The organism is Halocatena pleomorpha (genome assembly GCF_003862495.1).
Taxonomy (GTDB): domain Archaea; phylum Halobacteriota; class Halobacteria; order Halobacteriales; family Haloarculaceae; genus Halocatena; species Halocatena pleomorpha.
The window spans coordinates 107,442-121,096 of the sequence record NZ_RRCH01000029.1 but is presented as its reverse complement, the minus strand read 5'-3'; the positions used below and the strand labels follow the sequence as shown (position 1 = coordinate 121,096).

15 protein-coding genes are annotated in these 13,655 nt (G+C 60.0%); 3 read left to right on the top strand and 12 right to left on the bottom strand.

All coding sequences use genetic code 11. From position 1 onward, the window contains the following. Positions 1-142: 142 nt before the first annotated feature. The 4 genes from ndk to rpl7ae are packed head-to-tail and all read right to left on the bottom strand — an operon-like array spanning position 143 to position 1,518. On the bottom strand, positions 143-604 hold the full coding sequence (ndk, locus tag EIK79_RS13825; protein WP_124955698.1) for a nucleoside-diphosphate kinase: 462 nt from the start codon (positions 602-604) through the stop codon (positions 143-145). After that, on the bottom strand, positions 601-930 hold the full coding sequence (locus EIK79_RS13820) for a 50S ribosomal protein L24e (RefSeq protein ID WP_124955697.1): 330 nt from the start codon (positions 928-930) through the stop codon (positions 601-603). The genes ndk and EIK79_RS13820 overlap by 4 nt, the downstream gene beginning before the upstream one ends. 3 nt (positions 931-933) lie before the next feature. Further along, the gene (locus EIK79_RS13815) at positions 934-1,155 is read right to left on the bottom strand and encodes a 30S ribosomal protein S28e (protein ID WP_124955696.1); all 222 of its coding nucleotides are present in this window, start codon (positions 1,153-1,155) and stop codon (positions 934-936) included. Then, positions 1,156-1,518, bottom strand: coding sequence for a 50S ribosomal protein L7Ae (rpl7ae, locus tag EIK79_RS13810; protein WP_124955695.1), 363 nt, complete (start codon positions 1,516-1,518; stop codon positions 1,156-1,158). A gap of 315 nt (positions 1,519-1,833) precedes the next feature. On the opposite strand from rpl7ae, the gene tmcA reads away from it, so the two are divergent. The 3 genes from tmcA (at position 1,834) to EIK79_RS18185 (ending at position 4,962) form a co-directional block, all read left to right on the top strand. Beyond that, the gene (gene tmcA / locus EIK79_RS13805) at positions 1,834-4,044 is read left to right on the top strand and encodes a tRNA(Met) cytidine acetyltransferase TmcA (protein WP_124955694.1); all 2,211 of its coding nucleotides are present in this window, start codon (positions 1,834-1,836) and stop codon (positions 4,042-4,044) included. After that, entirely contained in the window at positions 4,037-4,519 is a 483-nt protein-coding gene (locus tag EIK79_RS13800) for a DUF456 domain-containing protein (protein ID WP_124955693.1), read from the top strand. The genes tmcA and EIK79_RS13800 overlap by 8 nt, the downstream gene beginning before the upstream one ends. A gap of 281 nt (positions 4,520-4,800) precedes the next feature. Beyond that, positions 4,801-4,962, top strand: a complete 162-nt coding sequence (locus EIK79_RS18185; RefSeq protein ID WP_185715645.1) for a hypothetical protein — start codon at positions 4,801-4,803, stop codon at positions 4,960-4,962. On the opposite strand, the gene EIK79_RS13795 is transcribed toward EIK79_RS18185, so the two are convergent. The 8 genes from EIK79_RS13795 to idsA3 all read right to left on the bottom strand — a co-directional run bounded on the left by EIK79_RS13795 (position 4,959) and on the right by idsA3 (position 13,654). After that, entirely contained in the window at positions 4,959-5,690 is a 732-nt protein-coding gene (locus EIK79_RS13795; RefSeq protein ID WP_124955692.1) for a GNAT family N-acetyltransferase, read from the bottom strand. The genes EIK79_RS18185 and EIK79_RS13795 overlap by 4 nt on opposite strands. A 25-nt stretch (positions 5,691-5,715) precedes the next feature. Continuing rightward, positions 5,716-6,108 (bottom strand): hypothetical protein, encoded by a 393-nt coding sequence (locus EIK79_RS13790; RefSeq protein WP_124955691.1) that lies wholly within the window; start codon positions 6,106-6,108, stop codon positions 5,716-5,718. A 10-nt stretch (positions 6,109-6,118) separates the two neighbouring features. Next, a complete protein-coding gene (locus tag EIK79_RS13785) occupies positions 6,119-7,786 on the bottom strand; it encodes an FAD-dependent monooxygenase (protein ID WP_124955690.1) in 1,668 nt (555 codons plus the stop codon). Next, the gene (locus EIK79_RS13780) at positions 7,779-9,428 is read right to left on the bottom strand and encodes an electron transfer flavoprotein subunit alpha/FixB family protein (protein ID WP_124955689.1); all 1,650 of its coding nucleotides are present in this window, start codon (positions 9,426-9,428) and stop codon (positions 7,779-7,781) included. The genes EIK79_RS13785 and EIK79_RS13780 overlap by 8 nt, the downstream gene beginning before the upstream one ends. A 2-nt stretch (positions 9,429-9,430) precedes the next feature. Then, on the bottom strand, positions 9,431-10,285 hold the full coding sequence (locus EIK79_RS13775) for an electron transfer flavoprotein subunit beta/FixA family protein (protein WP_124955739.1): 855 nt from the start codon (positions 10,283-10,285) through the stop codon (positions 9,431-9,433). A gap of 144 nt (positions 10,286-10,429) precedes the next feature. After that, positions 10,430-10,759, bottom strand: a complete 330-nt coding sequence (locus tag EIK79_RS13770; RefSeq protein WP_124955688.1) for a 4Fe-4S dicluster domain-containing protein — start codon at positions 10,757-10,759, stop codon at positions 10,430-10,432. Positions 10,760-10,852: 93 nt separating this feature from the next. Further along, positions 10,853-12,571, bottom strand: a complete 1,719-nt coding sequence (locus tag EIK79_RS13765) for a glutamate--tRNA ligase (protein WP_124955687.1) — start codon at positions 12,569-12,571, stop codon at positions 10,853-10,855. A 48-nt stretch (positions 12,572-12,619) separates the two neighbouring features. Continuing rightward, the gene (gene idsA3 / locus EIK79_RS13760; protein WP_124955686.1) at positions 12,620-13,654 is read right to left on the bottom strand and encodes a geranylfarnesyl diphosphate synthase; all 1,035 of its coding nucleotides are present in this window, start codon (positions 13,652-13,654) and stop codon (positions 12,620-12,622) included. Position 13,655: the final 1 nt, after the last annotated feature.

The window sequence follows — 13,655 nt, the reverse complement described above, 5'->3', positions numbered from 1 at the left end:
AGCCCGTAGCGTCGTTCGGAAAACAGACACGCCTCTCTGGGCGTTCCGTCGTACACGAAGCGATCGCTGGTAAGAATTGTGACCGGAGCCGTCTCTATCTTCTTTCAAGGAGAGACTCCCGCCGTTTACGGCGAGGAGGATGTCACTCGTACAGCCACCCCTCATCGATCCGCTCGTAGTCGATGAGTTCGTCCGGATCGAAAAAGAGGTTGATCTCGCGCTCGTTCGATCCTGGATCCTCGTGATCCGAGCCGTGGATGACGTTCCGTCCGAGATCCAGCGCGTAATCGCCACGGATCGTCCCAGGCGCGGCCTCAGCGGGATCGGTCGCGCCCATCATCTGGCGGACCTGCCGGATCGCGTCCTCGCCTTCCCACACCATCGCAAACACGGGTCCAGACGTGATGAACGAGGTTAGACCGTCGAAAAACGGCTTGTCGGCGTGTTCGGCGTAGTGTTCACGAGCGAGTTCGTCGTCGATCTGCATGAACTTCCCGCCGACGAGCTTCAGCCCTCGGTCTTCGAGACGGGTGACGATCTCACCGATCAATCCCCGTTGTACCGCGTCGGGCTTCGCCATCACGAACGTGCGTTCTTCGGTCATTTCGCCTCCTCTTGCGTCTCCTCGTCGGAATCGGACGTTTCAGTCTCCGTGGTGGGCTGGTCGGCAGCACCGGGTTCGCCCTCGACACCTGTGTCAGTCGCTTCGTCCCGGTCGACATCAGCAATCACGTCGTCGTCCTCGGTGTCGCGGTCGGGACGGCCTGCTTCTGTCCATTCGAGATCACGGGCTTCGCGGCCCATGAAGTAGTTTTTCTCGCATTTCGAATCTTTGAAATGCAGCACGGTACCGTCGTTGCGGACGTACATGATGCCCGTACCGGGTTCGATTTCTTCGCCGCTGAAATCGCAGGTTCGCGTCGTTGGCATCGTTTACTGGCCTCCGATGGCGTCTGCTTCCCGGGCGGTTTCACGGAGCTGTAGGACATCGCCCTCGCGTACCGGCCCGAGAACGTTCCGTGTGATGATTCGACCTTGGTTGCCGCCGGAGAGGATGCGACATTTGACCTGCATGGCTTCGCCGTGCATACCGGTCTTGCCAACGATTTCGACGACTTCCGCGGCCGTCGCACCCTCCTGATCTTCCGCGCTCATTTACCTGAGGTCCTCAAGTTTATTCGTGATGTCATCGACGCTGCCTTCGGCCTCGCCGGCGTCGACGAGCGCCGCAGCCGCGCTCCCGACTTCGAGACCGGCGGCATGGCCGATGTCATCCTGCGTTTCGACGAAGACGTAGGGAATGTCCTTTTCATCACACAGCTCCGGAAGGTGCATGACGACCTCCTCGGGCTGAACGTCTTCAGCGATGTACACCAACTCCGCGCTGGTGCGCTCGATCGCCTTCGTCGTTTCGTTCGTCCCTTTTTTCACCGAGCCTGTGTCCCGGGCGACCTGCAGCGCCTCGATGGCGTCTTCAGCAAGATCAGCCGGAACGTCGAAATCTACATAAACTGACATTGTTGTATTGCCTCCCATGTGGTGGCTCGCACTCCCCCGCCTCGTGGGCCGTGAGAACACTCCAGTCGATATGTCTTTCTCACGATCCACTGCCGATCAGTTAACCGGTTACGTCCGGTTATGTGTCGAGCGGTGCTCAACGCAGTCGGCGAGTTGTCCCTGGCTGGGAGTATCATCAACCCCACACGGGTTGTACACCGACTTACTATAGCCGTCCATAAAAGCGCTTCCGAACACACGCGACCGTGTGGGATCGACACACGACGGAGCACCGATGACCGGTGGAGGCTTGAGAGTCGGGCCGTTGGTTCGGATATGCTCGGGGAACTTGTGGATACGCTTCTGGCCGAGGCCCGACGCGCGAACGAGCGACGGCTGCTTGTGCTCACCGGCTCCCACGAGAGTACACTCGACGCCGCGACAACAGTGGTTTCCGCCGCCGATTTCGACGACGCGGTGCTCGTCGGACACCAGTCTGCCGAACGCCTCGATCGATATTCCCCAACGCAAGTAACGACGCTCCTCGGGACGACACACGACTGTATCGTCATCGACGCACACGAGGAGTGTCGTCCCAACACCATCGGTCGCGTCGCTGGCGCGGTCGACGGGGGGGGATTGTTCGTGTTGTTAACACCACCGCTCGATTCGTGGGTCGATCGCCGCGACCAGTTCGATGCGACGCTCGCCGTTCCGCCCGACGATGTGGCGGATGTGACAGGACGATTCCGTCGCCGCCTGGTCTCGCTGCTCCGCCGTCACGACGGTATCGCCATCGTGGATCTGACGACGCAGACAGTGGTTCACGAAGGGACGACCGATCCGTCACCGACGACCACGGCGGTTCAGCCCCAGCCACCGCCGAATCATGCGTTTCCGGCGGCTGCCTACCAAGCCTGTCTCACCACGGACCAAGCCCGAACGCTCCGGACGCTCGAACGGCTTCGTGAGCCGGGCTGTGCCACCGTCGTTGAAACCGATCGCGGCCGGGGGAAATCCAGCGCGGCAGGTCTCGCAGCCGGTTCGCTCGCGGCCACAGGGCGACGCGTTCTCGTGACCGCGCCAGCCGTGACTGGCACCACGGCAGTATTCGCTCGCGCTCGGGAGTTATGTGAACAGCTCGACGTGCTCAGCGAGACGACAGAGACCGATCTCCGCACGACAACGGGTGGGCGGGTGTACTTCGAACCGCCCGACAGTGCAACGGCGCTTCCAAACGATCCCGACGCCGTCGTCGTTGACGAGGCCGCCGCGCTTCCAGTGGGGTTGCTGGAACGGTTTCTCACCTCCACGCCAGTGGTGTTCACCACCACCATCCACGGGTATGAAGGCGCTGGCCGTGGGTTCTCCGTGCGGTTCCGCGATCGGCTCGAAGACAGCGCGCTCGACGTTACCGAATGCACGATGGACACCCCGATTCGGTATGCGCCCACGGATCCGATCGAGCGGTGGGCGTTCCATACGCTCTTACTCGATGCGCGGCCGGTTGTCGACCAGTTAGTGACCGACGCACGACCCGACACCGTCGATTACGAGCGACCGACACCAGCCGGCCTGCTTGACGACGAACACCAGCTTCGGGAGCTGTTCGGCCTTCTTGTGCTTGCTCACTACCGAACCGAACCCGACGACCTCGCTCGCGTGCTCGACGCGCCGAACCTCTCCGTGCGGACTCTGACACACGATGGGCACGTCGTGGCGGTCGCGTTGCTCGCCCGCGAAGGCGGTCTTGCCTCGGAAACACGACGCGCGGCCTACCGTGGCGAACGGCTACAGGGGAACATGCTACCAGATTTGCTCACGGGCCAACTCCGTGATCCTGAGGCGACGAAACCGATCGGACAGAGAGTCATGCGCATCGCGACCCACCCGGCAGTGCGCTCGCGTGGACTCGGAACGCGGCTGTTGGAATCGATCCACGCCGAATTCGACGCCGACTGGTTCGGCGTCGCTTACGGAGCGACGCCCGAACTCATTCGGTTTTGGAACCGTAATGGATATCGAATGGTACACCTTTCAACAACCAGAAACGAGACCAGCGGCGAACACAGCGCGGTGATGCTCCGTTCAGGGTCGTCCGGGCTGTACGATCGCCACGCCGACTGGTTTCGTGCCCGGATCGGCGGGATGCTGACGGACACCCTCTCGGGCGTTGATCCCGATGTCGTGCGGGCAGCTCTTAGGGCGACCGATACCGCAATCACGGCGGATCTCACAGATCGGGAGTGGCGACTCGTCGCCAGCGCGGCGTACGGTCCCGGTCAGTTCGACATGCATCCCGAGCCGTTCCGACGCCTTGCGCTTACGGCTTTGAGCGACCAGGCGTGTGACTCACTTTCGTCCCGGCAAGAACGACTACTTGTCACACGAGTGTTACAGGCCCGCCCGTGGTCGGCAGTAGCAACGGCGCTGGACTTTCATTCATCGAGTGGCTGTCGGCGGGCGCTCGGTCGCACGCTCCGCCCACTGGTCGATCAGTACGGGACGAGCGCGGCCCAAGACGAGCGGAGCTGGTACGATGAGTGAACTCGTGTTACTCGTTGCGGTGGTGTTGTTGCTCGTTGGTGTCGTCGGGAGCGGCGTTCCGATGCTGCCGGGCGCTCCCCTCTCGCTGCTGGGCGTGGTTCTGTACTGGTGGTCGACGGGGTTTTCTGACCCCGGTCTGGTCGCGGTGTTCGTCCTCACCGTCCTCGGTCTCAGTGCGATTCTGGCCGATCTCTTCGGTGGCGCGATCACCGCCCGCGCCGGTGGTGCGACGCTCGTGACAACCGGACTCGCTGCCGTCGTTGGCGTCGTGTTGCTGTTTCTCACCGGTCCGCTCGGGCTGTTGGTGGGAATCGCTGGCACCGTCTTCCTTGCCGAATACGTCCGTCACCGAGACGCCAAAGCCGGCGCGAAAGCCGCGCTGTTCGCAACAGCCGGCGTCGTTGGATCGGCCGCCATGCAGCTACTACTCACCGCTAGCATGTTCGTGCTGTTCGTGGTAGCAGTGTTCCTGTAGGAACACGGGCGACTCAACACGTGCAGTTGCCACCGCAATCCCCGCCACACTCACAGTCCGGGCCACACGTACACTCACCACATCGGTACTCACGCCGCGTGTTTCCGATCGAACGCTTCGTTTGCATGATTGACTCCGTATTGATGAATAATGTAGTGAAATAAAACATTATTGGTTAATATATTAATACAATTCATATTGATCAGGTGTGATGATCTACGGCACGGATCGACTGGTAGTACGGGCGGAACGACTGTTAGGATCGGTGTGCTACGGAGGGTATGTCCTGTGACGTTTCGGAGTGTGAGAACAGCACAGCGGTCAGGCTCTACATACCGTGGGCAGACACCAGAGCCGTCTGTCCAGCCCACGCGCGGGCGTTAGCCCAGCAGGACGGTGTTGTGGCTGAGCCGCTCGATGGGACCGAAGAGCAGTGGCCCTAAAGTGAGACAGCCATCATTACCTCATCGATGTATTCACCATTGATCAGGTAATGATCTTCCCGAACCGCTTCGGTTTCCCAGCCATGGCTGTCGAGGAATTCGATCGCCTCTTCGTTAGTAGAGGGAACGCTGTTGTACACCTTTTCATACCCCTGTTCAGAGGCCCATTCCAGTCCGCGTTGGAGCAGACGACTCCCGATCCCGTACCCGCGATACGCGGGGAGGACGCCGACAGTGAGTTCCGCTGTGTGGCTCAGTTTTTCGATTTCGGGCGCGTTGAGATGTACCCATCCAACCACGTCCTCGTTGACCGTCGCAACGAAAAACACGCGGGATCGAAGATCATTGTGCCGGAGCAAGACGTTCTCGTGATCAACGATGTCCGCGATGTTTTCGGCAACGATGTACGTCTCGTCGTCGATGGCCGTCCGGATCGCCCCAACGAGTCCGCTGAGATCGCTCTCGTGAGCTTGACGGATCACGATTTCGACATCATCCTCCGAAAACCGCTGTTCGGTCCCGCTCTCGAACGCGATCGAAAGATGATTGTCGTCCTCTCTGATAATCCCATCGCGCTTTAGAATCGCTACGTGATGGCCGAATGCCGACGGTTCCATGTTGAGTGCTGTTCGTGCCGCTTCGTACTCGACAGTCCCGTATCGCTCGACATGTTCGTACACATCCTTCCGGTCTCGGTGGGTGAATTCGAGCTCATCGGAGAACTGCATGTGTAATAATATCACACCTCACTACTTAACCATTTGTACCGGTGTTGTTTCTAGCACGCGGTGGTACTTGAGTCAACAGCTGTGCCGTATCCTTGATATCGTGCGTTTCGAGCAGCAGTTCAGCGGCTTCACGAACGGTGAATTCAGCGTCGATTGACACGTCATAGCACCGAGCGTACAGGGTGAGCCAGTCGTTCATCGCGCGTTCGAGCCGCGACAGTTCGCCGGGATCGAACCGTGCTGGTTCGTCGGTGGCGTGTGCTTCGATATACACGCTAACAGCAGGTCCAACGCCGTTCCGGAGCAGTCCGACGGCGCGCTCCTCATCGGGCGGGTCCGCCGGTGGTTCGAACGCCGCTCGATCCTGACGGGCCTGTTCGGTCAGCGTAGCGATCCGCTCGTGGCGTTCGGTGTTCATGCTCTGTGGATTAGCCGCGAGTGAATTCGACGCCCTTGCCACCGCCCGGATGTTCCCAATCGGTGTCGGCAACGACAGCACACGTCCCACACTCGATACACGGCTGGGTGTCAAGACTCACGACGTGTTTCGTATCACCGTTAGTCGTGATCGTCTCCTCCCGGTAACAGCCGCCACCGAAATCTGTCGCACTGACGGGACACGCAGAAACGGCCGTTCCGCTCGCTTCTACCGAGCTATCGCGCAGTCGGATGTGCGGATTACCGATATCCGTGTCGTACGTCAACTCACCGATCCGTTCTTCAAGGCTCGGTGGCTCGACAGTGGATCGGTCACGAACTGGCGCGCCGAGTTCCTCCGCGATAACCGTTGGCAGCGTGACGTAAGGCGTTCGTGTGTCCGGGATCGACATCGACATGAACGGTGAACTGTACAGCCGCTCTACCAACCCGATAGAGTCCATCGCTTTGAGTCCGACGCGACCGATTGGCGATGTGAGCAACCGATCGACCACATCAGTCGTTTTCTCGCGTTCACCGATCGGCCGTAGCCGCTCGTAGCGCTTCGGTCTGAGTTTCTTCATCACGCCACTCTCTTTGAGTTTCCGCTCGTATCGCTTGCCCGCCGATTCAGGATTATTCCGTCGCTTGGCTGTCGCGAACGCTTCGGCGGCCAGCGCACCGGCACTCACTGCGTGGTTCATGCCCTTGATGATCGGCCCTTGGGCCTGCATCTGTCCGGCTGCGTCACCCACAAGCACAAGGCGGTCCTTGTGCGGCGACGTGTGAGCCACCTTTTTCGAATCGGGCACGAGCTTCGCGGCGTATTCGACCTCGGTGTACTCCTCGCCAAGCCATCGGGCCAACAAGGGATGGGTGAGCAGCGCGTTCAACAGTTCGTGTGGCTCGGCGCGTTCTTCGACGAGGCTGTCGAGGTGGAACACCGCGCCAATCGACAGCGAATCTGTGTTGGTGTACAGAAAGCCCCCGCCACGGACGCCTTCGAATAGATCGCCGGAAAACAGGTGCGCGACGCCCTCGTCCGGTTCGATTCCGAATCGATCATCGACAGCCGGCATATCGACGGTCGCCTTGACGCCTTGGAACCACTCTTCTGGTTCGTCCCAATCCATCAAGCCAGCGTCGCGTGCGAGTTCGCTGTTCACTCCATCGGCAGCCACAATGAGATCTGCCCGAATAGGATCGATCTCGTCACAGGTGACGCCAACGATCTCCCCGTTTTCTCGGAGCAGTCCGTTCGCGTGAATCCCCGTTAGCAGTCCGCCACCCGTTTCACGGGTGCGTTCGTGAACTCGCTCTGCGAGCCATGAATCCATCCGTCGTCTGAGCACTGCGTCGGACCACGCCGTGTCGTGCTCGTGAAGTGATGTGAGATCGTACTCCTTGACCTTCTCTCCGGCGACGTTCTGCATGTAATACTCCGTGATCGGCCGTTCGGTTGCCGCCGCACGGATGTCCGGAAACAGGTCGTCGATCGTGTAGGGTGCCGACTGCTCGGCGTAGAGTAGTCCGCCGGAAACGTTCTTTGCGCCCGCGTCGACGCCGCGTTCTAACACGAGCGTCTCGATGCCTTCATCCGCCAGTTTCGCTGCTGTGGCCGCACCGCCGGGACCGGCCCCGACGACGACGGCTTCGTAGTGTTCGTATGTTTCACTCATCAGTATCACCTCCATCGTCCGCTCCGACGCCACCGTCAGCAACCGCTTTCAGATCCAGTTCTCCGGCTTTCAGCGCCGCCGTCAGTTGAGGTAGCACCTCGAACAGATCGCCCTCGATGAAATAATCGCTGAAATCGCGGATCCGTGCGTCAGGATCGGTGTTGACCGCGATGATCGTTTCCGATTCGTCCATGCCGACCTTGTGCTGAATGGCACCGCTGATACCCGCAGCGATGTACAGCTTCGGCGCAACGACCTGACCAGTCTCGCCAATCTGGCGCTCTTCGTGGGTGTACCCCTCGATGTGTCCCGCGAAATCGTACGATCCCGTAACGATCCCTCGTGAGACTCCAACGCCAGCGTCTTCGAACGTGTCTGCCAGTTCAACACCGAGTTCCATCCCGTGCGTCGGATCGTCACCGATCCCTCGACCCAGCGCGACAACCACGTCGTGGTCCGACAGATCCACCCCGGTGTCGAGTCGGTCGTAAGCGATTACCTCAACTTGAAGCCACTCAGGATCCAGCGCCAGTTCGTGTTCGACGAGTTGGCCCTCCCGGTCGCCGTCGAACGCGGGCAGTTCGAAACTGCCCGGTATCACTGACGCTCCTTGGGGATGGAACTCCCGCGCAGGATTGTCAAGACAGAGGATAGTTGAGTATTCGAAGCCGCTGAAATCCGGGCGCTTCATGTGTAAGACGCGTTCGAACGTCTTGTTCTCGCCCGGTCGGCCGGTTTTGACGGGATTGCTGATGACGCTTTCCTCGATGTACAGCCCCGAACAGTCGCTTGCCAGCCCGCTGTCGAGTTCGGCCTGGACTTGTGCCGAGAGATCCCGTCCGTTGTTCGTCGCCGGAAACAGCGTGTAGCGCGGCTCATCGTAGTCACGCCAGTCTCCCCCAGAACGAGCCATGTCAGCGAAGATCTCAGTGTACGGCGTATGCCGGAACCGGTCGAGCCGGTCGTCCTCGTAGTAGACGGCAACGTCTGCCCCATAGCCGATGGTTTCCTCTGCGAGTCCAGCAACGTCATTTCCGATCACCACTGCGACGACGCGCTCGTTCGCGTCGTAGTTCTCGTTGTACTCGTCCATCAGCCGACGAGCCTTGCCGAGCATCTCTTTGGAAACATCGAGCAGTGCGCCCGATTGGGTCTCACAGTACACCCACATGTCGCGGTACGTGCCGTTCTCAAGCGCACGAACGTGACCTTTGTCCGCTGTCGGATGATCGAGTTCTGGGTGTTTCTCTTCGGGTGATTGCTGAGTTTGTTCAATGTCCGACTCACCGCTGCCGGCCACCGAGTCGATGCGGCTCTCGATGAGCCGCGTCGCACTGTCGCGGTTTTGTTCCTCTGCTTCGCGTTCGAGCAGCGATTCAAGCGTCTCCATCTCGTCGATGTCTTGGAGAGCGTTGCCGAGATCAGCGACCGACATCTCACTGAGATCGAGATCCCCAACATCGGCGTCGTCGTCCTCGCTAAACTTCTCGATCCGGCTTTCGAGGAGCGTTTTCGCTCCCTCTCGATCTTTAGTGTTCCGTTCAGCTTCGAGAACCTCCTCAAGCGTGGCTACGTCCTCGATCTCTTTGATCTCCGGGCCGAGTTCCGCGATTGTGTACTCACTTGGGTCAAGTTCCGCCACGATTAATCACCCCCTGCAGCCAACGGCTGCATCTCCTCGAACACTTCGCTCATTCCGTCCTCATCGGTCGGGTCAACCACTGTCGCGTCGCGTTCGGCAGGGGGTTTCGGGATCGGATCGACCGAGGAAACGATCGTTGGCGACCCGTCCAATCCGATGTAGTCCGGATCGAGGTTCAAATCCTCGTGGTCCCACGTCGTCAGATGCTGCTCGTGCTCTTCGGCACGGTCGGTCGTCCGCTCGCGCAAGTCTTTCAACACTAACCGCTCGCCGGCCGTGCGGTAGCTCGTGTCGAACTCCGGATCGACGACGATGAACGCGGGCAGTTCGGTCTCGACGGTCTCGATCTCCTCGACATCGCCTTCAACCAATCGCTGTGCCCGTACTATTCGCTCCGCTTCGTCTACGTCGATCGAAACGACGTGTGTGATCATGGGGAGGTCTAACGCCCAACAGGTTTGTGGGCCGGTGTGACCCGTCTCTCCGTCGGCGGTCTTGAAGCCCGCAAAAACGAGATCCGGAACCCCGAGCTTCTCCAACCCCGTTGCGAGAGTGATCGCCGTCGCCCACGTGTCCGAGGCCGCAAGCTCACGATCCGACAACAAATACAGATCGTCGGCGTACACCGACTCCATCGCCTCTTGGAGCACGTCGCCGTACCCCGGCGGACCCATGCTCATCACGCTTACCCGCCCGCTGTGGCGCACTTTCGTCTGCAGTGCTCCCCGGAGCGCGTGCTCGTCGTTCGGGTTCATCACTGTCGGTGTCTTTCCCCGCTCTAAATGCCCGTCCTCGTCGAACGAGACTTGCCCTTCGCGGAAATCCGGTACCCCTTTCGTGAGAACGATCGAGTGTATTGACATCAGTTTCCCTGTCTGGCTATGACTACCACGGGACGTTAATAGCTTTTTACCAAGACATCAAATTTTATATGGTTAATGGGAATGAACTAGTAACTACTAAAAGTTGACCAGAAGGCAACGAGCGACTCGTTCAGGCGGTTAGATGCGTCCAGCGCGGCCGGGATCGACATCGATGGCGTCGACAGGGCAGACATCAACACAGAGCATACAGTCGATGCACTGGGCTTCGTGTGTCGGTTCGGCTTTGATTTCGCTTTCAGGATGGTCGGGCGTATCGACCCACGTGAAAACGTCTACCGGGCAGTCCTCAAGACACGCGCCGTCACCGACGCAGATGTCGTAGTCGACAGCGACGTGCGTGCCGTGGATACCGAGTTCCTCCGGCGGGTCGGTCGGTCCCCAAACGTCTACGCCGTTCTCCTCCCCGACGTGCTCTTTGTTTTCTTCGAACTGTGGATCGATAGGCATTGATAACTAGATGGTTCGTTGGCAGACACTTAAACGTGTTCCCGGCTGTTATCAAGTCGCCTGTGTCGCGTCATTATTGTGTGACGGGCCGAGTTAGGGGTGAGCGAAGTAGGCGACGGCGTCGTCGTTCATCGCATCGATCCTAGCGAACCCGACGCGTTCGAACTGGACGATGTCATCGGGGGCGTACTCCCGGAGACCGGGCTCTGCGTGTCCCGTCACCGGTCCGTCCATGGTCCGTAGGGTGAGCGGAACGTTCTCATCCGCAGGGACCCAATGAACGACCGGAACATCCTCCTCTCTGACGGCGTCGATCCCATCACCGGTGAACTCGAATGCGTCGCGGGTATGCCGGACGCAGCCGTACCCTTTGAGCCAGACGCGTTCGCCGTTGGGCGGTACGTCTGCCGGTTCGACGACGACGGCACCATCGACGGGAATGGTTCGGTCACCTCGCTCGTCGTAGTCGGGATGAACGGGCGGCGTTCCGGCGTCCGGTCCGTTCACTACGGGCTTTTCGACGCCGTCCCGAACGAAAAACGCGCGGTCGGTGTCGTCGTCGATCAGTTCGCGGTTAGCAGCGTACACCGCTGACAACGCAAGATCCACGTCGCTCGTCGAGGTTCCGAGTTCGACGAGCGCCGAAACGATCGCCTCACCTTGTATTCCGCGCTTTCGAAGGCTTGCGAGCGTCGGCGCGCGTGGGTCGTCCCAGCCGTCAAGTTCCCCCTCCGCGATGAGACCTTTGATCGTCGAGGTGCTCATCTTCACGTCATAGGCGTCGATCTGCACGTGCCCCCAGTGGACCACTTCGGGATACTCCCAGTCGAAGTACTCATAGAGGAACCGCTGTCTGCGCGCTGAGTCTTGAAGGTCGATCCCTCGGATGATGTGTGAAATCTCCATGAGTTGGTCGTCGATCCCGCTCTGGAAATCCAAGATCGGCCAGCACCGATAGCCGGCTGCCTCCTCGCGGGGATGTGGCGTATCGATCATCCGGAAGGCGGCCCAGTCACGGAGCGCGGGGTTTTTGTGCTCGATATCGGTTCGGACCCGCAGTACGATGTCGCCGGGATCGTACTCGCCAGCGATCATCGCTTCGAACTCCTCCATAACGGTCTCGATGTCCTTTGCGCGGTGTGGGCACGGCTCTCCGGCGTTTTTTAGCTCCGAGAACGTTTCCGCCGAACAGGTGCATGTGTACGCCCCCCCTAGTTCGATCAGTTCGCGTGCGTATTCATAATACGTTTCAAGCCGGTCGGAGGCGCGGATCACCGCGTCCGGTTCGAATCCAAGATACTCTATGGCGTCAAGGATGTCGCCGTAGGCGTCGAGATCCGGGCGTTTGGTTTCAGGATCGGTGTCGTCGAATCGACACAGCATCCAGCCGTCGTACCGGTCTTTGTACGTTCCAATGACAGCCGGCATCCGAGCGTTGCCGAGGTGCCACGGTCCGTTGGGATTCGGGGCCAGTCGCATCCGGATCTCGTCGTACGCGTCGGCGTTAGGAAGTTCACCCAGCGGATCGTGGTCCTCGTCAGTCTCGGTCTCGGCGGTGAGTTCTGTGAGCCGGTCCGGGTCGAGTTCTGCGAGCCGCTCGCGGCGCTCAGCCGGAGACAAGGCGTTGATCCGATCGATGATCGGTGCGATGATTTCAGGGACCCGATCCCCGTGCGCCCGAAATTCCGGATTCTCGCCCATGAGCGGACCCATGATCGCTCCGACCTGCGCTTCGTTGTTGTGCTTGAGCGCGTTGTACAGCGCGCTCACCTCCGCCTTGCGCTCGATGCGCTCTCTGAGATCGTCGTCCATGCGTGTAGAGAAACGACGGGGGATCAAAACCGGCGTGGATCGGGCGTGTCAATACCGTCGTTCGATGAGGTAATCTGCGATGTCCTCTAGTACGGTCCGGGCCTCACAGTCGGGGAGTACATCGAGGCGGTTCTTTCCGTTCGTGATCAGATCCCGCGCCGTGTTCCGTGCGTACTCGATGCTGCCGGCCTCTTCAAGCACATCCACGGCGGTCTCAATGTCGTGTTCGGTCACTGAATCTACGCTATCTGTGGTAACGAGTCCATCAACGTCGATGCCTTGCTCTTTGGCGTGGAGCGTGATGAGCGTTCGTTTGCCCTCAACGAGATCGCTTCCGCGTTGCTTGCCGAGTCGCTCACTCGACACTGTGAGATCAAGGAGATCGTCCTGCACCTGAAAGGCCATCCCAACATCGATGCCGTACTGGTGTAGGGCTTCAACGGTTTTGTCGTCAGCGCCGAGCAAGATCGCTGGGATGCTCGCTGCCGCGGCGTACAGGACGGCCGTTTTCAACTCGATCATTTCGAGATACTCGGCGGTCGTGACTCCGTCGTTTCGTTCGAAGGCCACATCGAGCGCTTGGCCCTCGCAGATCTCCGTGCAGGTCGTCGCTAGTTCTTCGAGTGCGCGGACGCTTCGGCTGGCCGACGCGCCGGTGTCGAGCATACACTCAAAGGCCTTCGAATAGAGGGTGTCGCCGGCAAGGATCGCGGTGTCGAGATCGTACGCCTCGTGGACCGACGGCACTCCTCGTCGAAGGTCGTCATCGTCCATAATATCGTCGTGGATCAACGTGAACGACTGGATAATCTCAACGCTCACAGCCGCACTCATGATATCGATGTCCTGTGGACCGAACGATCGGTACTCATCGTTCAACGGGGCGGTGTCGGTGAGCGCCTCTGCGACGAGCAACAGCACACTCGGCCGGAGCCGCTTCCCGCCTGCGTCCAGCAGGTGGCGGGAGGCAGCATACAGCTGTTCAGGGTGATCGATCGGGAGCGTCTCAGTCAGGGCGTCGTTCACGAGACCACGACGCTTGGTGAGGGCCGCGGTTACTCGGTCGCGGTCTATCGAGCTCATA